At 37.3% G+C, this 22233-nt stretch carries 24 protein-coding genes and 1 pseudogene; 16 read left to right on the forward strand and 9 right to left on the reverse strand.

All coding sequences use genetic code 11. From position 1 onward, the window contains the following. The first annotated feature begins 170 nt into the window (after nt 1-170). Entirely contained in the window at nt 171-1232 is a 1062-nt protein-coding gene (locus QF004_RS03695; RefSeq protein WP_307422823.1) for a fatty acid desaturase, read from the forward strand. A gap of 33 nt (nt 1233-1265) precedes the next feature. Then, on the forward strand, nt 1266-1820 hold the full coding sequence (gene ruvC, locus QF004_RS03700; protein ID WP_307422826.1) for a crossover junction endodeoxyribonuclease RuvC: 555 nt from the start codon (nt 1266-1268) through the stop codon (nt 1818-1820). Nucleotides 1821-1826: 6 nt separating this feature from the next. On the opposite strand, the gene QF004_RS03705 is transcribed toward ruvC, so the two are convergent. Both QF004_RS03705 and QF004_RS03710 read right to left on the reverse strand, forming a co-directional pair. Then, on the reverse strand, nt 1827-2297 hold the full coding sequence (locus QF004_RS03705) for a lipocalin family protein (protein WP_307422828.1): 471 nt from the start codon (nt 2295-2297) through the stop codon (nt 1827-1829). A gap of 56 nt (nt 2298-2353) precedes the next feature. Then, a complete protein-coding gene (locus tag QF004_RS03710; RefSeq protein ID WP_307422831.1) occupies nt 2354-4177 on the reverse strand; it encodes a GEVED domain-containing protein in 1824 nt (607 codons plus the stop codon). 201 nt (nt 4178-4378) lie between these two features. Between QF004_RS03710 and QF004_RS03715 the strand changes: the two genes are divergently transcribed. Further along, complete coding sequence (locus tag QF004_RS03715; RefSeq protein WP_133439560.1) at nt 4379-5452, forward strand: DUF4407 domain-containing protein; 1074 nt, start codon at nt 4379-4381, stop codon at nt 5450-5452. A 23-nt stretch (nt 5453-5475) separates the two neighbouring features. Next, entirely contained in the window at nt 5476-6096 is a 621-nt protein-coding gene (locus QF004_RS03720; protein ID WP_307422836.1) for a tetratricopeptide repeat protein, read from the forward strand. A 69-nt stretch (nt 6097-6165) separates the two neighbouring features. Here QF004_RS03720 and QF004_RS03725 read toward each other — a convergent pair whose 3' ends face one another. From QF004_RS03725 to ruvB, 7 genes and pseudogenes are all read right to left on the reverse strand, one after another. Beyond that, the gene (locus tag QF004_RS03725; RefSeq protein WP_307422839.1) at nt 6166-6741 is read right to left on the reverse strand and encodes an SCO family protein; all 576 of its coding nucleotides are present in this window, start codon (nt 6739-6741) and stop codon (nt 6166-6168) included. Beyond that, entirely contained in the window at nt 6741-7589 is an 849-nt protein-coding gene (locus tag QF004_RS03730; protein ID WP_307422841.1) for a formylglycine-generating enzyme family protein, read from the reverse strand. The genes QF004_RS03725 and QF004_RS03730 overlap by 1 nt, the downstream gene beginning before the upstream one ends. A gap of 38 nt (nt 7590-7627) precedes the next feature. Further along, nucleotides 7628-8659, reverse strand: a pseudogene (gene nirK, locus QF004_RS03735) (copper-containing nitrite reductase); the annotation flags it as partial. Nucleotides 8660-8858: 199 nt separating this feature from the next. After that, nucleotides 8859-9479: a dephospho-CoA kinase gene (coaE, locus tag QF004_RS03740; RefSeq protein ID WP_307422844.1), complete on the reverse strand. Its 621-nt coding sequence runs from the start codon at nt 9477-9479 to the stop codon at nt 8859-8861. Nucleotides 9480-9505: 26 nt separating this feature from the next. After that, the gene (locus QF004_RS03745) at nt 9506-10372 is read right to left on the reverse strand and encodes an MBL fold metallo-hydrolase (RefSeq protein ID WP_133439566.1); all 867 of its coding nucleotides are present in this window, start codon (nt 10370-10372) and stop codon (nt 9506-9508) included. Nucleotides 10373-10488: 116 nt separating this feature from the next. Beyond that, on the reverse strand, nt 10489-10839 hold the full coding sequence (locus QF004_RS03750; RefSeq protein WP_307422846.1) for a GxxExxY protein: 351 nt from the start codon (nt 10837-10839) through the stop codon (nt 10489-10491). A 144-nt stretch (nt 10840-10983) separates the two neighbouring features. Continuing rightward, complete coding sequence (ruvB, locus tag QF004_RS03755) at nt 10984-12006, reverse strand: Holliday junction branch migration DNA helicase RuvB (protein ID WP_133439567.1); 1023 nt, start codon at nt 12004-12006, stop codon at nt 10984-10986. A 160-nt stretch (nt 12007-12166) separates the two neighbouring features. Between ruvB and QF004_RS03760 the strand changes: the two genes are divergently transcribed. The 12 genes from QF004_RS03760 to QF004_RS03815 all read left to right on the forward strand — a co-directional run bounded on the left by QF004_RS03760 (nt 12167) and on the right by QF004_RS03815 (nt 22225). After that, nucleotides 12167-13312 carry an MFS transporter gene (locus QF004_RS03760; protein WP_307422849.1) on the forward strand — a complete coding sequence of 382 codons (1146 nt, stop codon included), beginning with the start codon at nt 12167-12169 and terminating at the stop codon, nt 13310-13312. Between the two features lie 276 nt (nt 13313-13588). After that, nucleotides 13589-14812 (forward strand): imidazolonepropionase, encoded by a 1224-nt coding sequence (gene hutI / locus QF004_RS03765; protein ID WP_307422852.1) that lies wholly within the window; start codon nt 13589-13591, stop codon nt 14810-14812. 3 nt (nt 14813-14815) lie between these two features. Continuing rightward, nucleotides 14816-15478 (forward strand): hypothetical protein, encoded by a 663-nt coding sequence (locus QF004_RS03770; RefSeq protein ID WP_307422853.1) that lies wholly within the window; start codon nt 14816-14818, stop codon nt 15476-15478. Nucleotides 15479-15490: 12 nt separating this feature from the next. Beyond that, on the forward strand, nt 15491-16564 hold the full coding sequence (locus QF004_RS03775) for a DUF695 domain-containing protein (protein ID WP_133439570.1): 1074 nt from the start codon (nt 15491-15493) through the stop codon (nt 16562-16564). Between the two features lie 34 nt (nt 16565-16598). Then, nucleotides 16599-16880: a 1,2-phenylacetyl-CoA epoxidase subunit PaaB gene (gene paaB / locus QF004_RS03780; RefSeq protein ID WP_125024240.1), complete on the forward strand. Its 282-nt coding sequence runs from the start codon at nt 16599-16601 to the stop codon at nt 16878-16880. 83 nt (nt 16881-16963) lie between these two features. Then, a complete protein-coding gene (paaC, locus tag QF004_RS03785) occupies nt 16964-17713 on the forward strand; it encodes a 1,2-phenylacetyl-CoA epoxidase subunit PaaC (protein WP_133439571.1) in 750 nt (249 codons plus the stop codon). Between the two features lie 127 nt (nt 17714-17840). After that, nucleotides 17841-18314, forward strand: coding sequence for a 1,2-phenylacetyl-CoA epoxidase subunit PaaD (gene paaD / locus QF004_RS03790; RefSeq protein ID WP_307422863.1), 474 nt, complete (start codon nt 17841-17843; stop codon nt 18312-18314). Nucleotides 18315-18452: 138 nt separating this feature from the next. After that, a complete protein-coding gene (locus QF004_RS03795) occupies nt 18453-19250 on the forward strand; it encodes an enoyl-CoA hydratase-related protein (RefSeq protein ID WP_133439573.1) in 798 nt (265 codons plus the stop codon). A gap of 66 nt (nt 19251-19316) precedes the next feature. Beyond that, entirely contained in the window at nt 19317-20456 is a 1140-nt protein-coding gene (locus QF004_RS03800) for a 3-hydroxyacyl-CoA dehydrogenase NAD-binding domain-containing protein (protein WP_307422869.1), read from the forward strand. Nucleotides 20457-20523: 67 nt separating this feature from the next. Next, complete coding sequence (locus tag QF004_RS03805; RefSeq protein WP_307422872.1) at nt 20524-20937, forward strand: PaaI family thioesterase; 414 nt, start codon at nt 20524-20526, stop codon at nt 20935-20937. A 107-nt stretch (nt 20938-21044) separates the two neighbouring features. Then, the gene (locus QF004_RS03810; protein ID WP_133439576.1) at nt 21045-21557 is read left to right on the forward strand and encodes an RNA polymerase sigma factor; all 513 of its coding nucleotides are present in this window, start codon (nt 21045-21047) and stop codon (nt 21555-21557) included. A gap of 11 nt (nt 21558-21568) precedes the next feature. Then, a complete protein-coding gene (locus QF004_RS03815; protein WP_133439577.1) occupies nt 21569-22225 on the forward strand; it encodes a hypothetical protein in 657 nt (218 codons plus the stop codon). Nucleotides 22226-22233: the final 8 nt, after the last annotated feature.

Below are 22233 nucleotides of genomic sequence, written 5' to 3' on the forward strand. Positions count from 1 at the left end.
TTTCTGAACCGGATTGATGTTAAACAATCCATTCCCAAAAATGGTTTTTTGAATGTTGGTGGGATTGAGTGAAGCATAGACGGCGGATTAACTTTTGGATCAGATATATTTATTCCTTAATGATTTTCACAGTTCCTTTAATTGAATACCTTTGCAACTTAATATAAAATATGACGAAAGAGCACGAAGAAATTATTATTCAAGACTTAAAAGACTGGAAACGACTCATCAAACCTTATGCTTCACCTGAAACAAAACTAGCCTGGAAACAGATTTTCAACACGATTTTACCATTCATCGGCATATTCGTCCTGGCGGCAATTGTCTATGATTATTCATTGATAGCGACTTTATTGATCTCAATTATCGGCGGACTTTTCTTGACCCGCGTATTTATAATTCAGCACGATTGCGGACATCAAGCTTTCTTTCCGGATCGAAAGAAAAATGACAGAACCGGTTTTTTAACCAGCTTGCTCACCTGTATTCCTTATAAATACTGGGCTAGATCCCATAACCACCACCACGCACATCAGGGACAGCTTGACACGCGGACTATCGGAGATGTAAATCTTCTAACGGTGCGCGAGTACGAATTGCTTTCCAAATTTGAAAAATTCAAGTACCGCATTTATCGATCTGTTCCGGTGATGTTTATTATTGGGCCTGCTTATTATATTTTCATCCATAACAGGATTCCTTTTATCACCTTAAAAGGATGGGACAAAGAAAGGAAAATGCTGCTTCTTACCAATGTTTATTTGGTGCTTTTCTTCGTGGTGTTGGGCCTCGTATTGTGCCTGCCGCATTTTGATCTGTTATATGGTTTCAAAAAACTGGCATTTATTTATGTGCCAATTTTACTCACTTTTGTTTTTACAGCCATTTGGTTTTTCTACGTGCAGCACCAGCACGACCCCAATTACAAAGCTTGGAAAAAAGATTGGGAATACCTACTGGCTGCGATAAAAGGAAGTTCTTATTATAAGTTGCCCGCCATCTTAAATTTCTTCACTGGAAATATAGGCTACCATCATCTCCATCATTTGGCTCCAAAGATTCCGTTTTATAAGTTGCACAAATGCAGCCATGAAAACCCGGTTTTCCAGAAGCACGTTTCTGAAATTACCTTTTGGAGTAGCCTAAAGTATGCATTTTACACCCTTTGGGATGAAGAGAACAACCGCATGATAAAATTCTCGCAACTGAAGGAAATTCGGGTTAAACCTTAATATTCTATATTTACTTATCTTACCTTTGTGGTGATGAAGAGCGAAAAAATTATTTTAGGAATCGATCCCGGAACCTCAATTATGGGTTTCGGAATCATCTCTGTGAAAGGAAATAAAATGGAATTGGTTTCGATGCATGAACTTATCCTAAAGAAATATCCCAATCACGAAACAAAACTTAAATATATTTTTGAACGGACTTTGGCAATTATCGATGAGTACAATCCCGATGAGGTCGCCCTCGAAGCGCCTTTCTTTGGAAAAAACGTACAGTCGATGTTGAAGTTGGGTCGGGCGCAGGGTGTTGCTATGGCAGCTTCCTTATACCGCGATGTTCCCATTACCGAGTATTCTCCGAAAAAAATTAAAATGGCCATCACCGGAAACGGAAATGCCAGTAAAGAGCAGGTCGCCGGAATGCTGAAAAGTCTTCTCAATCTAAAAGAATTCCCAACCAAATACCTCGATGCATCCGATGGTTTGGCAGTGGCGGTTTGTCATCATTTTAATTCCGGCAATTTATCGATGGAGAAATCCTATACCGGTTGGGACAGTTTTTTGAAGCAAAATCCAGATCGGTTAAAATAGCCGCCTTTATTTTTTTTCATAAATTTTTTCAATTTTTACCTCTTTTCCACCAATAAAATCATTGGTGATCAGCATGAATTTATGGTCAGAAATCACCTTTATTTTTACAGAATATAAGACATCATCAACGAAGTACTGCATATTGTTATCGGTAAAAATTACCGTACCGCTATTTGTAGATATGAACTCGGAACAGTTTTTTCCTTTTGCAGTGAATTTTGATTGGGTTAGAATTTCATTTTCCTCATTAAATTCCCAATAGGATTTCTGCTGGCAATTGGATTGTGGTTGCAGCTTTTTCTTGTTTCCGATAATATAATATGTTTCGGTATTGACCCATTTACCGACAAAATATTTTTGATTTGGTAACTCGCTGTTGGTTTTTTCTAAAACGGGTTGAGAACTTGGTTCTTTTTTTTGAGAACAGCATTGATAGAAAAACGAAACAATGGCGAAAAACAGGATTGTTCTTTTCATGATTTTTATTTCAGAAAAAAGAGCCATCATGTAAAAATGGCCCTTTCTCGTGGTGTTTAATTATTAATGAATTTTTTAGAAGAGTTTTGGTAGTGAACGATATACGTGCCTTTCGGAAGAACTTGATTGATCAGGATTTCACTTGCCGCATTTCCTTTTTGTACGATATTGCCATTCATATCATAGATTTTATAGTTGCCAAAACCTTTACTAAACTTGCTGCTGAGTGACAGTTTGTTTTCCGATTTTGAATAGTAAATTAAATCAGATGAATCTTTAGGGTTTTCAGAAGTTGCCAAATTGGTGGCAATTCTTACGGAATAATCTTCGGTCTGTCCGTAACTCAAATTCTGGCAAGCCGTATCATTGGTATAATCTGCGATGATTCTCATTCTTAAATAGGTGTCTTTCACAGCATTTGCCGGCGGAGTAAATAGGATGACAAATGGGGAACTTTCAGTGGAAACTCTTGTAGCCGAAGCGCCAATTAACTCTGAAGATTCAAATATTCCATTATTGTTATAATCAATCCAAGCTTTAATAAACTGAGGATTGGTACCGAAACTCACATTGAGCTCACTCGGTTTATTGGGTGGAATATCAGTATATACTGCTTTGCTGGTACAGTTTTGTAGGCTGTAATCCACATAATATTGATTATTGATAGGGTTGTAAGGATCAGAAACATTGTTAATATTGGCCAGTAAAACATTGGTCGGTCCCATACCGAAATTACCGGGATTTGTGATTCCTGTTGGGCTGCAGTTTGCCGCAGTTAAAGTTCCTGCGCCAGGATCGGTAGCAAGGTCTGTTCCACCCAGGGAGTTCGTTAAATTTGCTCTGTACTGCATGAAAACTGAAAGCGCGCGATCCCGTTGTCCCGCTGTGAACTTTCTTGGTTGCCGGGTATAGTTCATGATATTGTACTGCACACCGTCATAAAATGTTCCCGTACATGGATTTATAACGGTATTTGTCGGTGTGGGATTTACATTCAAAAGACTTGCGCAGGGAGCGGTGTCACACACTCTGTCATTATCGATAAGGCAGTTGTTGTTAATAGGACAGTCTGCCGCGATTGGCGGATTGTTGGTGGGTGATGACGGTGCTCCTTCAAAAGTGTGAAGAAGTCCGAGCCCGTGACCAAATTCATGAGCCAGGGTGGAATCGTTATTATTGGTGACCACCGTAACTTTCATAAAACTTTCGTAAAAAGCATCAGGGTTAGTCGGGTAGCCACTCCAGCCCAATAAGCCAGATGTCGATTTGTCTCCGTCAAAGCCAATCACAACATAGATGTTGAAATAGGCGTTTTCCGGCCAATGCGGTGCTAGCGCTTTTACCTGTTCTATCATAGCTCCACTTGTTGTGCTTCTTTGTACGCCATATTGGTCGTACCCGGAAATGATACTGCCGTTATATCTTACAATTCCCGTACTTGGTGTACATTGGGGAGTTCTTTTTGCCAGAACCAATTTTATGGGAATTACATTTCCGTCAAGACTTCCTGTACCTTCCGGAAAAAAACCGTTTCCGTAAGTTGTTGCAAACATTTTATTGCAGTTATTAATCCAGGTGATAATTTGGTTGTCTGTTAAGGCAAGACCTGAATTACTAGCTGAGGTCGATGTAATAAGATGGACGACAACAGGGATTTCGTAAATCGTCCCGTCATAAAGTCCGTTTCTGGAGGTGGCTCCAATTTTTTTAAGATAGGATTTTACATCGGTACCGAGAAGTTGAGTTTCTGCCAATTCTCTGTTCTTTTTAATTTCAGGATATTTGAGTTCCAGGTTTTTCTGAACCTCATCGAATCCACATGTTTGAGCAATAATTCCAATTGAAAAAACCATTGCTACAACGATAATAATTTTTTTCATGGTTAAGGTTTTTAGTTATTAAATTAAAAGGCGGACTACTAAGTTACTGCTTTTGAGCAAGTCAGCTCAAAATTTAAGAATGTTTAATACAGATTCATAATATTTTATTAAAATTTTCGTGATTAGAATGTTAAACCTAATACTATCTGTAACATTGTTCCGTTTTTGAATACCAATTGGTCAAAGTTTAATTGAAAAAGAATGAAATCTCAAAAAATAAATCCCGTACAACATGTCAATCATTCCATGAATTGGTTTCAGAAATTTCTGATGGTCTGCTCCGGTGGAAACCTTCATATTCTTCGAAAAACACCAAGCGAGTGGAATAAATTTTCCGGTATTGGCGGCATCGTTTTATTTACCGCAGTTTTTGCGACCCTTTCCGCGGGATACGCCATGTTTACCGTTTTCGATGATATCTGGATTTCCGTAGGTTTTGCCATTTTATGGGGTTTGATGATTTTCAATTTGGACCGCTATATCGTTTCTTCAATCAAAAAAACAGGAACCTGGTGGAACCAGATTTTGATGGCGATTCCGAGATTAATCCTGGCTGCTTTTTTAGGAATCATTATTTCTAAACCTTTAGAGTTAAAAATTTTCGAAAAGGAAGTCAACAAGCAGTTGAATACCATTATTCAAAGAAATAAAACGCAGCTTCAGGCAGAAATGAACGGCAGGATTCTGCAGCAATCCGGACCTTTTGAAACCGAAAAAAAACAAATTCAAACCAAAATTGCTGACTATCAAAAATCCTACGATTCTGCTTCTGTAGAATTAGAAAAAGAAATTCTCGGCAAACAAAGCGGCTTAACAAGTGGAAAGGTAGGATTTGGTTCTAACGCAAAACGTAAAGCTGAACTGAAAGAACAGCGCCGACTGGATTTAGAAAATTACCAAAAACAGATTGCCCCACGGTTGGAATATCTGGATAAAGAAGTGTCGAAAGTTTACACCAATATCGAAAAAGAAAGAAATAAGACCGAAACTTTCGAAGATCAGTTCAATGGATTTGCCGCCAGGTTGCAGGCGTTGGACGAACTCGGAAAAAACTCTGCGGTTATCGGGCTTGCCGCTGCTTTTATTATGGGTCTTTTTATTACCTTAGAAATTTCTCCCGTCCTGATCAAATTAATTTCATCGGTGGGTCCTTATGATCATCTTTTAGAAAAAACCGAAAATGATTTTAAACTCTATTCCAAAGAGAAAATTGAAAAAGGAAATGCCTTAACCGATTTTAGAATCGATGATTTTAAAGATAAACTCGGAAAATAATTTGTAGATTTATTAAAAAATTAATGAAAACAAATTTTAGTATTCTCTTCATATTCCTCTCGGTTTCGGTTTGTTTTGGACAGTCCAGGAGAGAAATAAAACGGCAGGGTTTAGCTGCTTTTAATAATGAAGATTTTATGACCGCAAAAGTAAATTATCTTAAATTACTGGAGAAAGGCGAGAAGACCTGGGAGACTTATACAATTTTGGGAGATTGCGAATTTCAAACTGGGAATCCCGATGAAGCGTTAAGCTATTACAGAAAAGCCCAGGAAAAAAATCCTGTTTATCTGGGACTTTATTTGCGGGTAGGAACGGTTTTGAGGCAACAAAAGAAATTTGACGAAGCGATAATGAGTTTTCGGAAAATGACGGTTACCAATCCGAAGAGTCCGCAAGTTTATAATATAATTGCATGCACTTATTATGAAAAGGGAGATTATAAGGAAGCTTTAGATGAAATCAATACCATGGTGCAAATGGTTGGTGAAAATCTGGATTCCAGTTTTGGACGAAGCATGTCTTATATTAAATTAAATCAAATTCCGGAAGCCTGCGTTGAACTGGAAAAAGCAGACCGGTTTGATACAGAGAATCAAAACAAAGAAATCGATGTTATGAAAGCACAGTTTTGCTCGAAATAATTGATAATTAAGCATAAAAAAACCTGCAAAATTTCTTAAGCAGGCTTTGATGGCTGATTTAGTGTTATTTTAATTCAGGCCATTTACGGTTTGTGCAACTTCTTCGGATTTCACGGTTCCTTCAACCTGACTCACCATTTCGCCATTTTTATTAAAGACCGAAATGATGTTGGAGTGGGAGAAAACGATCGGCGAAATTTTCTTGTATTTTACGGCAAGAACATTGGCTAATTCACGTACAGATTCTTTGTCACTTCTTAAGAAAAGCCAGGGTTCGCCATCCATATTTCTTTGTTTGGCATAGGCTTTTAAGACTTCCGGTGTGTCATTTTCCGGATCAATGGAAACTAAAACCATGGTGGTTTCTTTCAGTTTATTCTTGTCGATTTTCGATTCGATCTTCTGCATATCTGCAACCAAAATGGGGCAAGCCGTTGTACAACTTGTAAATATCATGACGACAACTAAGTTTTTACCTTTTAAATCTTTTAGCTGAAGTTCTTTACCGTCCTGGTTTTGCCATTTTGAATCCAACATAAATATGGATCCTGCAGAAGTTTCTTTTTTTGCAGTTTGAGGTTCTTGTTTTTCAGAACAGGAAAAAAGGAATATCGCTGAAAATAAAGCTACAATTAAATTTTTCATTATGGTGTATTTGATGCATCTTTTGCACACCGGAAACCGAGATTCCCGACGGTATAATTTGCTTTTAAACTGGATCGGAATGCGTATCTCATGAAGGAAGCGTAATTTAAAACATCAGTCGCAGTAGTTGCTGCCGAGGCGCAGAACAATCCTTTGTCATCGAATTCGGCCGTACGGGAATCGCTGGTTGTCATGATCGAATTAAAGTCATCCGTCCATTCCCAAACCAGATCGAACATATTGTAAACGCCCCAATAATTTGGCGCAGAACTTTTTACTTTGTTTTTCTGCCGGTCTTTTTCATTATAAAGATTGATCAAATGGGCGGAGTAGGTCGGTTTGTTTCTGGCGTTCGGACTTTCTTCATCGGCCATCGCTACATATTCCCATTCATCTAAAGTAGGTAATCTTTTGCCTGCACTCTTTGCGTAAGCTTTCGCTGCAAACCACGAAACGTAAGTTACGGCTGCATTTGGATCTGCATTTTCAGGAAGCGTTTCATCACCCTGCCAATCTTTCAGATAGGTGTCATCAGCAAAAATTGCTTTGATGTTACTGCGTTTCCATTGCGGATTTTTTTTAACAAAATCCAGAAACTCTGCATTCGTGACCGGTCTTTCATCCAATAGGAAATCTGCAACTTTAACCAGAGTGCTGTCTTCCCCGTAAAAAGGCTGATAGTCGCCACCTTTAATCAAAACCATTTTAACATCAGGAGTAATGGCAGTTTCCTTTTGAGTTGAACTTGAAGATCCTTCTGTTGATTTGAGTGTGTTTGCTTTTTCACAGGAAACCATCAGAAAAAAGAAACCACCAAGGAACAAGAATATTTTAATAATTTTGGACATGGCGGTTTCTTTAATTATAATTAATGGTTGTAGGATTATTTTACTTTATTGTAGATTTTCGGATTTTTCTCTCCAGTCACTTTTAGCATTCCGATAGCACCTTTATTAAATGCCCGGAAAATTGAGTGGTCCACGATAATGTAGTTTCCTGGTTCTTCAACCTTAAATTCTACGATAGCTGCTCCGCCTGCGGGGATTACTGTGGTTTGTACGTTTTTGTTAATGGCGCTTCCACCTTCCATATATACCCTGTCGAAGATTTCACCAATCACGTGGAAAGAAGAAACCAGGTTTGGTCCGCCATTTCCTACGAAAAGTCTTATTGTTTCGCCTACTTTAGCTTCCAGGGCATTTTCACCCATTAAAGCATTCTTCTTGCCATTGAAAACTACATAAGATGGTCTTTCGTCAACTCCTTTGTCTTGGTCAAATTCCTGAAGGCCTTTTTCATCGGTTTTTCCTTTGGTGTAGAATTCGCCCTGCATGATGTAATATTCCCGGTCAACTTTTGGCAATCCGCCAGCTGGTTCTACTAAAATCAAACCATACATTCCGTTGGCAATATGTAACGGAACCGGTGCTGCTGCACAATGGTAAACATATAAACCTGGATTGAGCGCTTTAAAATTGAAGACCGCCTCTTTTCCCGGAGCCACGTTGGTCGCTTCTGCGCCGCCACCCGGACCGTTCACCGCGTGAAGATCGATATTGTGAGGCATTACACTGTCGCTTCTGTTGGTTACGTGAAGTTCAACTTCATCGCCCACTCTGATTCTGATAAAAGTTCCGGGTACGGTACTGTTGAAAGTCCAGAATTTGTAAGTTACCCCGTCGGCTAATTCACCAACTTCTTCGGTTGCTTCTAAATGAACGACTACTTTTTTGGCAGCGCGGTCACCAATCGGAGCAGGCACCATCGGTGGATTTACAATTGCCTGGGTTTCTGTTTCACCGCTGACTTTGATGTCCATTGCGTTTTCAGATGTTGCCGTGGAATTTTCGGAAGGATTTTGTTTACAAGCCTGCAATGTTAATAGGGCTAATGTAAAACAGGTTACGATTCGTTTCATAATTAATTTTTTATGCTGTTCTTTAATAGGACAAATTTATCTTAATTAGACTGTGTTTGAAAATTTGATGGTATGAGTTTTATCAGATTAAAACACAATAATTTGAAAATCGCATGTAAGGCTTTGCTGTCAGTGCCTGTCATTTCATTTTGCTGCAAAAATCCAATAGAGTATGATTTAACTTTTTGATAAAATTTTACTACAACGATTTTATTTCCTCCAATACTTTCTTCGTTTCCTGTTGAAGCTCTTCCAATCCATCATTATTAAAAATAACAAAATCGGCAAGTTTCACTTTGTCTTTTTCCGGCATTTGTTTCAGCATAATCGATTCAACTTCACGGTAGGTTTTGTTGTCGCGATCCATGACTCTTTTCAGTCGGCAGTTGTCATCTGCAGTTACGAGAATAGATTTGTAACAACTTTCATTTAATTTTAATTCAAACAAAAGTGCCGTTTCTTTAAAAACAAAATCCGTTGTTTGCTGGGAAATCCAGTTTTCAAAATCGGTTTTTACTGCCGGATGAATCAGTGAATTTAACTTTAATAATAATTCTTCATTATTAAAGACCATTTCAGAAACATATTTTCGGTCGTACAGACCATTTTCGTCATAGGCATTTTCACCCAAAAGTTCTTTAATCTGCTGCTGAAGTTGCGGCTGATCGTTGACAATAGTTTTCGCACGGATATCAGAATAATACACAGGGAATCCTGCTTCTTCGATATATTTCGAGACCGTTGATTTTCCAGAGCCAATTCCTCCGGTTATTCCAATAATCTTTGTGTTGACCCTGGGTTCAGGTTCGTCGTTTATCATTTTTATATAATTTTCTTTTTCTTTAATTAATAACCGAAAACCTCATTCATACTAAAGGTTTGGTCTAAGCGAATTCCCTTTTCGGTCATTTTCAGACTCGCCAGTTCGTGGTGCGCATCGTGTTCAAAAAACAACAGGTAATCGTTATCTACGCACTGTTTCAAAAACTTTCCCTTTTCTTCCATGGTCAAAAGTGGACGCGTATCATAACCCATCACATAAACCTGTGGAATGTGGCCCGCAGTAGGAATTAAATCTGCTGCAAAAACAATCGTTTTTTCCTGATACTGAATCACAGGAAGCATTTGCTTTTCGGTATGTCCATCCACAAAAATAACATCCATCTTCAAATCCGGGGCAAAACCATAATTTCCACTTTTCGGTGTTGGCAGAAAATTCAACTGCCCGCTTTCCTGCATCGGCAGAATGTTTTCCTTCAGAAAACTGGCCTTTTCTCTTGGGTTAGGTTCGGTTGCCCATTTCCAATGGTTTTCATTTGTCCAGAAATGGGCGTTTTTAAAAGCCGGTCTGTAACCGCTGCGGTCGTCATTCCACTCGATGGCGCCGCCGCAATGATCGAAATGAAGGTGCGTCAAGAAAACATCTGTAATGTCTTCTTTTACAAAACCATATTTTTTAAGATTTTTATCCAATGTATCGTCGCCATATAAGGAATAATGTCCAAAGAATTTCTCGTCCTGTTTGTTGCCTAAACCACAATCGATGAGGATCAGTTTTTTACCGTCTTCCACCAAAAGCGAGCGGGTTCCCAGTTCGATCAAATTATTTTCATCGGCCGGATTCGTTCTTTGCCAAAGGGTTTTCGGCACGATACCAAACATCGCACCACCATCTAATTTAAATTTTCCGCACTGTATGGGATAGAGTTTCATAAAATTTTAATTTTTATCTTGATATATTTTTAACGCAAAGATCCGCAAAGACTTTTTTACTTGCACATCACTTTTTAAGAACGCAAAGGCGTTTCACTCAGCAAAGTAGTAATCTTTTACAAATTATTTGCTATTCTTTTAACGCCGTCTTTAAATAATAAAGAGTGAAAATTCAAAAATAATAAAGAGTGAAAATTCAACAGCATACCTAATTTAAATCCTGTAATTCTTAAATAATTTAAAAGTTGATAGGTATGATAAGTAATAATTTCAGGAACTGCCTTAATCTCTATTATTACTTTATCTTCAATTGAAATATCTTTTTGCTTTTCAACTTTCAAACCGTTCCTCTTTAATTCATAAACTAAACATTCTTCATATACCGCTTCATAAAGACCAATTCCAACCTTACGATGAATTTTCAAACCCGACTCAAATACTACTTTTGAAATTTCATTTTCATTCATATTTTAATCATTTCATTTTACGACATTTATTCAAGCCTTCGCTAAGTGAAACGCCTTTGCGTTCGAATAATAAGTAATACGGTTTCATCTCTTTGCGTCTTTTGCGTTAAAGATATTCTCTCACTTGAAGCGAGATCGTTGACATTAAAAAAGTTCATCAGGTCTTCTCGGCACCGAAATATTCAAATGCTTATACGCTTTTTCCGTTACTTCCCGTCCTCTCGGAGTTCGGATAATAAAACCTTCCTGAATCAAAAACGGTTCATAAACCTCTTCCAAAGTTTCCGGATTTTCGCCAATTGAAGTTGCCAATGCAGAGATTCCCACGGGTTTCCCACGGAAATTTTCAATCATCACGCGCATAATTCTATTGTCCATATCATCGAGTCCGAATTCATCAACATTTAAAGAATTTAATGCAAATTTCGTAATTTCAATTTCGATTTCGCCATTTCCTTTAATTTCTGCAAAATCCCGAACTCTCCGCAAAAGTGCATTTGCAATTCTGGGAGTGCCACGACTTCTTCTCGCAATTTCCAAAGCAGCATCTTCGTAGATTTTAACATCTAAAACCCGTGCACTTCTTTCGATAATCATCGATAAAAGTTCAATCGTATAATATTCTAGCCGGGACTGGATTCCGAATCTTGCGAGCATCGGTTTGGTCAGCATTCCGCTTCTGGTGGTTGCTCCAACCAACGTAAAAGGATTCAAACCGATCTGCACACTTCTGGCATTCGGACCGCTTTCCAGCATGATGTCGATTTTATAATCTTCCATCGCCGAATACAAATACTCTTCTACAATCGGGGAAAGCCGGTGGATTTCATCGATGAATAAAACATCATTTTCTTCCAGATTGGTTAAAAGTCCGGCCAAACTTCCTGGCTTATCCAAAACCGGACCCGAAGTGATTTTACAGCCCACTCCCAATTCATTCGCAATAATATGGGCTAAAGTCGTTTTCCCCAATCCCGGCGGACCGTGTAAAAGAACGTGATCCAGCGCACCGCCACGGTTTTTTGCCGCTGCAACAAAAACTTCAAGATTATCCAGAGTCTTGCGCTGTCCGGCAAAATCCCGAAAACTCTGCGGACGGATTTTCTCTTCTAAAATTAATTCATCCTCGGAGAAATTCTCTTGATCGGGATGCAAAAAATCGGGCATTTTTATAAATTTCTTCAAAGATAGAAAATTTTAGAACGGAAATATTCTTATCTTTTTTTAAAATAAAAAAATTAAGTGACTCTCTTTTTATTCGTCAACCATTAATTTAATATCCAAAACACCCGAAATATAAAAGTCTAATGTCTTAATTTTGCGGCATATGTTTTCAACACCTCAAAAGCAAAGAATTGCACTTTCGGCCTATTTCTTTTTATCTGGAATTTGTTTTTCTACCTGGGCTTCCAGAATTCCCACCATCAAAGCTATTTTTAATCTTACAGAAGGAGATTTAGGAAATCTATTAATGATCATGCCGGCAAGTGCCATCATCGGAATTCCTCTTTCTGGCTGGCTTGTCGCAAAATATGACAGCAGAATTCCATTACAAATAGCCAGCGTAACCTTTTTGTTGTCTTTATTTTCTATCGGCTGGGGATTTTCATTGTTTGGACTTGTAGTTTCCCTTATATTATTTTCGATATCGCTCAGAATTATTAATGTTGCCATTAATACGCAGTCACTCTCTATTCAGGAAAAATTTGAAAAAAGAATTGTGGGTAAATTTCACGGAGTTTGGAGTATTGGCGGTATTTTAGGCGTGCTGTTTTCAACGATTATGATCAAATATGAGGTTTCGATATTCTGGCATTTTCTGATGATCATGCTGTTTGGGCTCGTCATAATTATTGGGATGTTCCCTTTTCTCATTAAAAATGACAAAGCCAAAACAAGCAATACTTTCAAATTGCAAAAACCCAGTAAATACATTTCCCTGTTAGGATTTATCGTTTTTTTTGCGGCAATTTGTGAGGGAGGAATGTATGACTGGAATGGCGTTTATCTAAAAGAAATTGTAAAACAGGAAGTTTTCACGTACGGTTATTTACTGTTCATGGTTTGTATGACGATTTCCAGATTAACGATCGATAATCTGATGGGACGGTTTGGTATGCAAAAATTGTATATCGCAAGTTCGGTTCTTATCATTTCGGGAGTTCTTATTGCTACTGTTTTTCCGTCCCTTTTTCCCGTTCTTATTGGGTTTTGTATGGTCGGATTTGGCGTTTCCGGACTTTATCCTATGACTTTTATTCTCGCTGGTAAGGCTAAAAAATATTCGGTTCCGATTGTGATTTCCATTATCAGTACCTACTCGACAGTGGGTATGTTTTTAGGTCCGCCTATTATTGGTTATCTTGCAAGTGCATTTGGATTGCAAAGAGCATTTATCACATTTATTGTAGCTGGATTAATGTTTATTCCACTTTCCAAATTCGTTTTCGATCATTTAAAAAAGACCAATTAAGCATAATTTAAATCGTCCTTAAAACCTATTATATTAATACCTTACAAAAAACAACCACCAAGGACACAAAAGTTTTTATCACTGTGAAGATTAAATAATTTTGTGTTAAAGATAAAAAAGGGTGATGCAAAAGCGTTCGGCTTATTTTATCTTTAATAGGATTGTTTTTATGCTTTACTCTTTTGTTACTTTTGTGGTTGAAAAAATTGAATTATTTTTTTTGTCAAAACCTAAAGTCTTTTGTTTTATTTTTGAAATATTAAAAAAATCTTCGTCATGAAATTAATCGGTCCTTTCAAACAAATTGTAACGCTTGCCAAACTTCCTTTACGGGGAAAATTATCAGATGACCAACTCGAAATTATTAATGATGGCGGACTTTTAATTAAAGACGGAAAAATAGAAACCGCAGATTCTTTTCAAAATTTAAAAGAACAATTCTCTAATATTGAAATTGAAAATATCGAAGGTGAACAGATTTGTTTGCCGGCTTTTACGGATTCTCACACGCACATTTGTTTCGGAGGAAACCGTGCCAATGACTTTGCCATGCGTAATGCCGGAAAAACCTATTTGGAAATCGCTGAAAGTGGCGGCGGAATATGGAGTTCCGTTCAACACACGAGATTAGCGAATGAAGAAGAATTATTAAAAACCACTTTAGAAAGAATCAATTTCCTGATTTCATTGGGAATTACAACGGTTGAAATAAAATCCGGTTATGGTTTAGATGTTGAAAATGAGCTGAAAATGTTGCGCGTGATAAAAAAAGCACAAGCTTTTACAAAAGCGACTTTGATCACAACTTGTCTTTCCGCCCATTTAAAGCCAAGAGATTTCGAAGGAAGTTCAGAGGACTATTTACAATATATTTTAGATGAAATTTTACCAAAAGTAAAGGAAGAAAACCTTGCCAAAAGAGTTGATGTTTTCATTGAAAAATCCGCGTTTTTACCGGAAGAAAGCAAAGCATTTTTATTAAAGGCGAAAGAACTCGGTTTTGAAATAACGGTTCACGCCGATCAGTTTACGTCGGGGAGTTCAAGAATTGCGGTGGAAGTTGGTGCAAAATCAGCCGATCATTTAGAGGCAACTATTGATGAAGACATCGAATTTTTAGCGAAATCTGAAACGGTTGCGACTGCGCTTCCAGGAGCAAGTTTGGGTTTAGGAGAAAAGTTTACGCCGGCCAGGAAAATTTTAGATGCCGGTGGGATTTTAGCGATCGCTTCCGATTGGAATCCCGGTTCTGCTCCAATGGGAAATCTGATTACCCAAGCAAGTATTTTGGCGACTTTCGAAAAATTATCGACCGCAGAAGTTTTGGCGGGAATTACTTTCCGTTCGGCTTTTGCATTAAGTTTAGAAGACCGCGGAACTTTAGAAAAAGGAAAGAAAGCAGATTTTGTTACTTTTGAAACTGATAATTTCCAGAACGTGCTTTATCACCAGGGAAGTTTGAAAGCGGAAATGGTTTATATTGACGGCGAAAAATTCTAAAATATGAAAATAATCTTAGAATTTCCAAACGAAGAATTCATCAATAAAATCTTAAAAGAATACAACGAAAACGAAGGCAACTTACTTAATGACAAATTAACCAAGTTATTTAATTGTCTTAATAATTTGGACGATAAGTACGAAACTCAAATAAAAGTGGCGGCTTTGAATACAATTTATTCAACTGCAATTCGGAATATCACTCCGGTTGTGGAAAAGATATTAAAACACTGTCCAAAAAACATCAGCAATTTTAGCGAAAAAGATTTCGCAAATATTGTGGATGAAATTTCCAATGTAGAATGGAAAAATGAAGAAACAGAAATTGTACATAAAAGAATAAATTTATCCTTCACATCCAAATATGTTCATTTTTTAAGCAACAAGAGTACTCCGATTTATGACAGTTATATTTGGATTATAATTAAAGGATATTTAGGTCAAAAACATGGAAAATATTCTTTTTCAAAACCAAAAAACTACGTTGAGTTCTATGAAACCTTTAATTACTTTAAAGAAATTTATAACTTACAGAACTACGAAAATTATCAATTGGATAAATTTTTATGGCAGTACGGAAAAAACGAAATTTATAAGATTTACAGAGATTTAAAAAATTTGGAGAAATCAAAATCTGAATTACAGAAAAAATTAAAACTTTCATAATCATTAATCATCATGACTGAATTAAAAAAACTGAACAAATCCACATATCAAGAGTTTTGGAAGTGGTTTGAAACCAAAGAAAAAGATTTTTTCAATGCGGTGAAAGAGCAACAAAACATTGATGAAAATTTTTTAAATATCATTCTACCACAATTGAAGGAATTGAATGAAAATTTCTTCATCCTTGTGGGAATGTCTGATGATCTTACTGCCGAACTCATTATCACCGTTGATGGAAGCATTAAAGATATCGTTTACGCTGAAGAACTTATTGCTGAATCTCCGAATCTTGAAAACTGGAAATTCACCGCGCTCAAACCGGAACTGGATATTGAAAATGTGAGCATCAGAATGGGTGATTACATTTTCGACAAAAACAATATCTATTTCTATTCCAACGACGACGAGGATTATCCGGATGAAATTGACTTAGTTTTTGTTCATGAAGATTTAAATGACCAAAATGAAAATGAACTGATCAATGGAACTTATCTGTTTATCGATAATTATTTAGGAGAATTAAATTTTGTGACTCAGATTGATAATTTTAGCATTGCAGGTAAAAGTGAGGCAGAAAAAGAATTAGTTCCCATCGAAAAATTAAAGGATTTTTTGAGTTGGCGTGAAAGAGAATTTACCGAAAAATACGAAGCCGCCAAAATTGAAACAACCGAAGATTCCTACTCTTTATTAGAAGGAACTTTGGAAAATGGTTTTCCTTTGCTTGCCACGGTGAATGTCGATTTATTGCAATGGGATCAGAAAGCATCACATCCCTGGATTTCGGTTTTGAGAATTGCCTATTCAGGCGATGAAGACAATGGTTTTCCGGATGATAAAGATTATGATTTGTTTAATACAATCGAAGATGATATCATGCTTGAACTCAATTCCGAAGAAGGGAATTTGAATTTGGGCCGGGAAACCGCCGATAATATAAGAGAAATTTATTTTGTCAGCAGAGACTTCCGAAAAATTTCAAAAATTCTCGCCAAAACTGTTGAAAAATACCCGGACTACGAAATGAGCTTTGAAATTTATAAAGATAAGTACTGGCAATCATTTGAACGCTACGGAATTCATTAAAAATCTTTATCTTTAAACCTTAAAATTTACAGCAATGAGCAACTTAGATATGTGGGAAGTTTTCATCCAGACAAAACCGGGACTTTCCCATAAACACGCAGGAACTGTACAGGCTGCAACGGCAGAAATGGCGCTTCAAGCTGCACGCGATGTTTATACCAGAAGAATGGAAGGGACTTCAATTTGGGTCGTTCCGAGTAAATATTTGGTGACTTCTGAAGGCATCGATAAAGAAGCATTTTTCGATCCGGCAGACGATAAACTGTACCGACACCCGACTTTTTACGAAATCCCGAACGATGTAAAAAACATGTAGCAATAGACTTTGAGAAAAAAGAGAATAGAAAAAAGACAATCGTCTTTACTCTTTGTTCTTTCATCTTTAATCTAAAAAAATAAATGAATCCACTTTTTAATTATACTTTAAAACTCGCCGATGATACTTTGATTTTTGGTCAGAGACTGGGCGAATTGTGCGGACAGGGACCGTATCTGGAAGAAGATATCGCCTTGACGAATATTGCGCTTGATTATCTCGGACAGTCCAATAATTTTTATAAATATGCAGCACAAATTCAGGATTTGGGAAAAACGGAAGACGATTTGGCTTTCCTGCGTCTGGAAAAAGAATATCTGAATTGCCAGTTATCAGAACTTCCGAACGGTGATTATGCGAACACGCTTTTAAAAGTCTATTTCTTTTCGGTTTATCAAAAAATTCTTTACACGGAATTAATGAAAAGCAGCGACGAACAACTTTCTGCGATTGCCGAAAAATCTCTGAAGGAAGTAAAATACCATTACACGCACACTTCAACCTGGATTAAAATGTTTGCAGGCGGAACCGAAGAAAGTAAAACCCGCCTAAAGAATGCGGTTGAAAATCTTTGGGAATACACTGGCGGAATGTTTGCGGAAACTCCAGGCGAAGAGGATTTAGCAAAATTAGAAATCGTTCCGAACGGAAAACACATTCACGACGTGTGGACGAAAACCGTAACAGAAGATTTCAAAAATTTCGGCATTGAAATCCCGGAAAGTGAATTTATGCAAAAAGGTTCACGAACCGGTTACCACACCGAATATTTTGGTTTTATCTTATGTGAATTGCAATACATGCAGAGAACGTATCCGAATTGCGCCTGGTAAACTTAGTTGATAGTTACAAAATTATTGATTTTCAGTTTTTGTGAACTTTTATGAGGCATAATTTTCACTTTAATAATCATAAAACTTTTGTGCCTTTTGTGGTAAAAAAAAACAATTTAAAAATCCTGTGGTTAATCAAGCAAACTTACTAGAACTCCTTTCCCAAATTCCCGATCCCGAAATTCCCGTTATCAATATCGTGGAACTCGGCATCGTTCGGGATGCAAAAATGATTTCCGAAAACGAAGCAGAAATCGTGATTACTCCGACGTATTCGGCTTGTCCGGCCATGTTTAATATTGAAGAAGACATTGTAAAACTCTTCAAAGAAAAAGGAATTTCCGCAAAAGTTATCACAAAAATTTCCCCTGTTTGGACCACCGACTGGATTACCGACGAAGCACGTGAAAAACTGCGGATTTACGGAATTACGCCGCCTGAAAAAGGAAATCACGAGGATCATTTGAATGTTCCGAAAAAATGCCCAAGATGCGGTTCTTACAATACCAGACAAATCAGCCGTTTCGGTTCTACGCTTTGCAAAGCCAGTTATCAGTGCAACGACTGTCTGGAACCTTTTGATTATTTTAAATGTCATTAAAGTAATGTAATGATTTGCAAAGGTGATGATCAAAACAATCATTATTCTGAACATTACAACTTTTACTTTAAATATAATTAAAACTTTATCTTTGTTAAAGTCCACCTTAAAACATTATCAAATCATCACATCAATATTATGTACAAACAACTCGAAATAGAATCTCATCTTGATGGGAAACTTCAGATCGCCTATTTAAATGATGAGAAAACGTATAACAGTTTAAACAAAACATTGCTTTCTGAACTCAGAACTTTTGTTCATGACGGAAGTCGTAATGAAAATGTTCGATGCCTCGCTATTTCAGGTCGTGGAAAAGCCTTCTGTTCAGGTCAAAATCTGAAAGACGCCATGTCGTTCAGCGATCCTGATGAGGAAAGAGTCATTCAGCGAATGGTGATTGATTTTTATAATCCTTTGGTGAAGGAAATTGCAAACGCGAGAAAACCGGTTATTTCTTTGGTGAACGGTCCTGCAGTTGGTGCCGGCGCGATGTTGGCCCTTATTTGTGATTTTACTTTGGCGACAGAATCTTCTTATTTCTCCCAGGCTTTCGTAAACATCGGACTGATTCCTGATACTGGCGGAACGTATTGGTTACCAAAGCTTTTGGGTAGACAGCAGGCGAATTATTTGGCTTTTACAGGCAAGAAAATTTCCGCTGCAGAAGCGAAAAATTTAGGATTAATCGCTGATGTTTTTGAAGATGAAAATTTTATGGTTAACGCGATGGCTGTTTTAGAACAAATATCCAATCTACCGACCAAAGCAATTTCTTTAACCAAAAAAGCGTTCAATGAATCTTATGACAATACATTGAGCCAGCAATTGGATGTTGAAGGAATATTGCAACAAACCGCAGCCGAATCGGAAGATTTTATGGAAGGGGTTTCTGCATTTTTAGAAAAAAGAAAACCGGAATATAAAGGAAGATAATTCGATGATGTGATAATTTGACGATTCTCTCATCATCTCATCAACACATTAACATATCAACACATTATGAAAATTGGAATTATCGGGTCCGGAACAATGGGAATAGGAATTGCGCAGGTTGCGGCAACTTCAGGATGTGCGGTTTTTTTGTACGATGCAAATGTTGCGCAAACGGAAAAATCATTAGCAAACCTCCGAAAAGTTCTGGACAGATTGGTAGAAAAACAAAAAATATCTGCAGAAAAAAGTGAAGATATTTTCAATAAAATTAAACCTTGTACCGAACTTCAGGATTTCAAAGACTGTGATTTGGTCATTGAAGCAATTATTGAAAATAAAGAAATTAAAACAAAAGTTTTTCAAAATTTAGAAGAAATAGTTTCTGATGAATGTATTATTTCGAGCAATACTTCTTCGATTTCGATTACTTCGCTCTCCGCTGAATTAAAAAACCCGAAACGTTTCATTGGGATTCATTTTTTCAATCCGGCACCTTTGATGCCTTTGGTTGAGGTAATTCCGGGATTATTGACAGAAAAGAATTTAGCAGAGGAAATTGTTACTTTAATGGAAAGTTGGGGAAAAATTCCCGTGATTGCGAAAGATGTTCCAGGTTTTATTGTGAACAGAATTGCGCGTCCGTTTTATGGCGAAGCTTTAAGAATGGTGGAAGAAAACATCGCGACTCCTGAACAGGTTGATGATGCGATGCGAACTTTGGGGAATTTCAAAATGGGACCCTTTGAATTAATGGATCTCATTGGAATCGACATTAATTTTTCTGTAACAAAAACGGTTTACGCTGATTATTTTTTCGATCCGAAATACAAACCTAGCCTGCTTCAGCAAAGAATGAGCGAAGCCAAATTACATGGTAGAAAAACCGGAAAAGGATTTTATGATTATTCAGAAAATGCTCAAAAACCGGTACCGGAAAAAGACGAAGAACTCTACCACGAAATTTTCATGCGAATTTTATCAATGTTGATCAACGAAGCCGTAGAAGCAAAACGGCTCGGAATTGCGAACGATCAAGCCATCGAATTGGCGATGCAAAAAGGCGTGAATTATCCGAAAGGTTTATTGGCTTGGGGAAAAGAAATCGGTTATTCAACAATTTCTGAGACCTTGCAAAAAATGTACGGCCAATATCAGGAAGAGCGATATCGGCAAAGTCCATTACTTCGTAAAATGAGTAATTGGTAATCAGCAATAGGAAATACTGGACTTATTCAACTCAAACACTCAATACCCAAACACTCAATAACTAAAAATGACGCCACACGAACTCGCTCAATACCTACTCAATCAGGATCATTTCTCGCAATGGATGGGAATAAAACTCATCGAAGTCCGAGAAAAATACTGCCTGATTGAAATGCCCGTCAAACAGGAAATGATCAATGGTTTACGAACGGTTCACGGCGGAGTCACCTTTTCACTTGCCGATTCGGCGTTGGCTTTTTCGAGTAATAATACCAATGAAGCTTCGGTAGCGCTGCATTGTTCCATGAACTTTACCAAAGCCGTGAGATTGGGCGATACTTTAACCGCAGAAAGCGTTCTGATTTCCGACACCCGAAAAACCGGAGTTTATGATATTTCGATTACCAATCAGCATAAAGTTCTGGTGGCTACTTTTCGGGGAACGGTGTATAAAATTGATAAAAAGGTGACGGATTTGTAATCCGACTTTTGCTTTAAAACTAGAACTTCAAAAACTATTTTGAAGTTTTTTTTATTTTGATGTAATATAATTCGGAAATTAGTTGTCTTACTTATAGAAACAAAACTATGACTCATGCAGTTTTTAAAGATACGGTATTTTGCCTCAAAGATGAGATGTATCGTTTTGCGAAAAGATTCGTGATGAGCAGCGACGAAGCCGAAGATGTTGTACAGGATTTGATGATGAAATTCTGGCAGAAAAAAGAAGAACTCGCCAATTTTGGCAATCTGAAATCCTACGCAATGAAATCGGTGAAAAATGAATGTTTGAACCGGTTAAAACACGAAGATGTGAAAATGGGTTTTGCAGATTTTCAGATGCATCGAAGTGAGCTTTATCAGGTGGAAACCAATAATCTGAAAGAACAGATCATCGGATTCATCAACCAACTGCCAGAAAAACAAAAAGCCGTGATTCACCTGAAAGATGTAGAAGAATATGACGTCTCGGAAATTGCAGAAATGCTGGACATGGAAGAAAATGCAGTTCGTGTAAATCTAATGAGAGCAAGGCAAAAGGTAAAAGACCAGATTCAAAAGCTGATGGATTTTGAAAATAGAATGATTGATAGTTTATAAAAAAAATGAAAATGAAAACTGACCCGTCAAAAGATAAATATACCGAAATCCTGAAAGAAATCAAGGAAGAAAAAATGAATTGGGATTTCGAAGATTTTTTAGCTGAAACAGAAAAAAAAGAGAAAATCATCCCAATTACTTCGAAGACGGAAGGCGGTTCTTTCTCAAAAATTTTCTGGATGGCGGCAAGTGTTGTACTGCTTGTTGCGCTGGGAATCCTCTTTAAATATGAATCCGGCAACACCATGGATGAAAAAAATCAGATGGTACAGAATGAAATCCTCAAACAGAAAGATGTTTTCCAGAAGGACTCACAATTAGCGATTAATCAGATCAATGATTCTTTAAAAATAAAACCGGACAGCATCATTTCTGACTCCACGCGAACAGTTGAACAGAACAGTGATACAGATATCATGGAGCAGCTGATCCCAAAAAGAGGCAGAATCAACAGAGCCTCAAGAGTACGGTATGCGGAAATTTCAGCCCCTAAAAATACAAAAACACCAAAATACGAATCTAATTACGTGATTATCAACGGACAAAAAATAGAAAACGAACAGGAAGCGATTGACTTGACGAAGTACTCCTTCCGGATCCTGTCCGAAAATGTGTCTAAAACGATGGCTCAAACTGAGGTTATCAATTCCTTTAACAATGATTACTAAAAATAAAT

This window comes from Chryseobacterium sp. MDT2-18, assembly GCF_030815285.1.
GTDB classification, from domain to species: Bacteria; Bacteroidota; Bacteroidia; order Flavobacteriales; family Weeksellaceae; genus Kaistella; species Kaistella salivictor.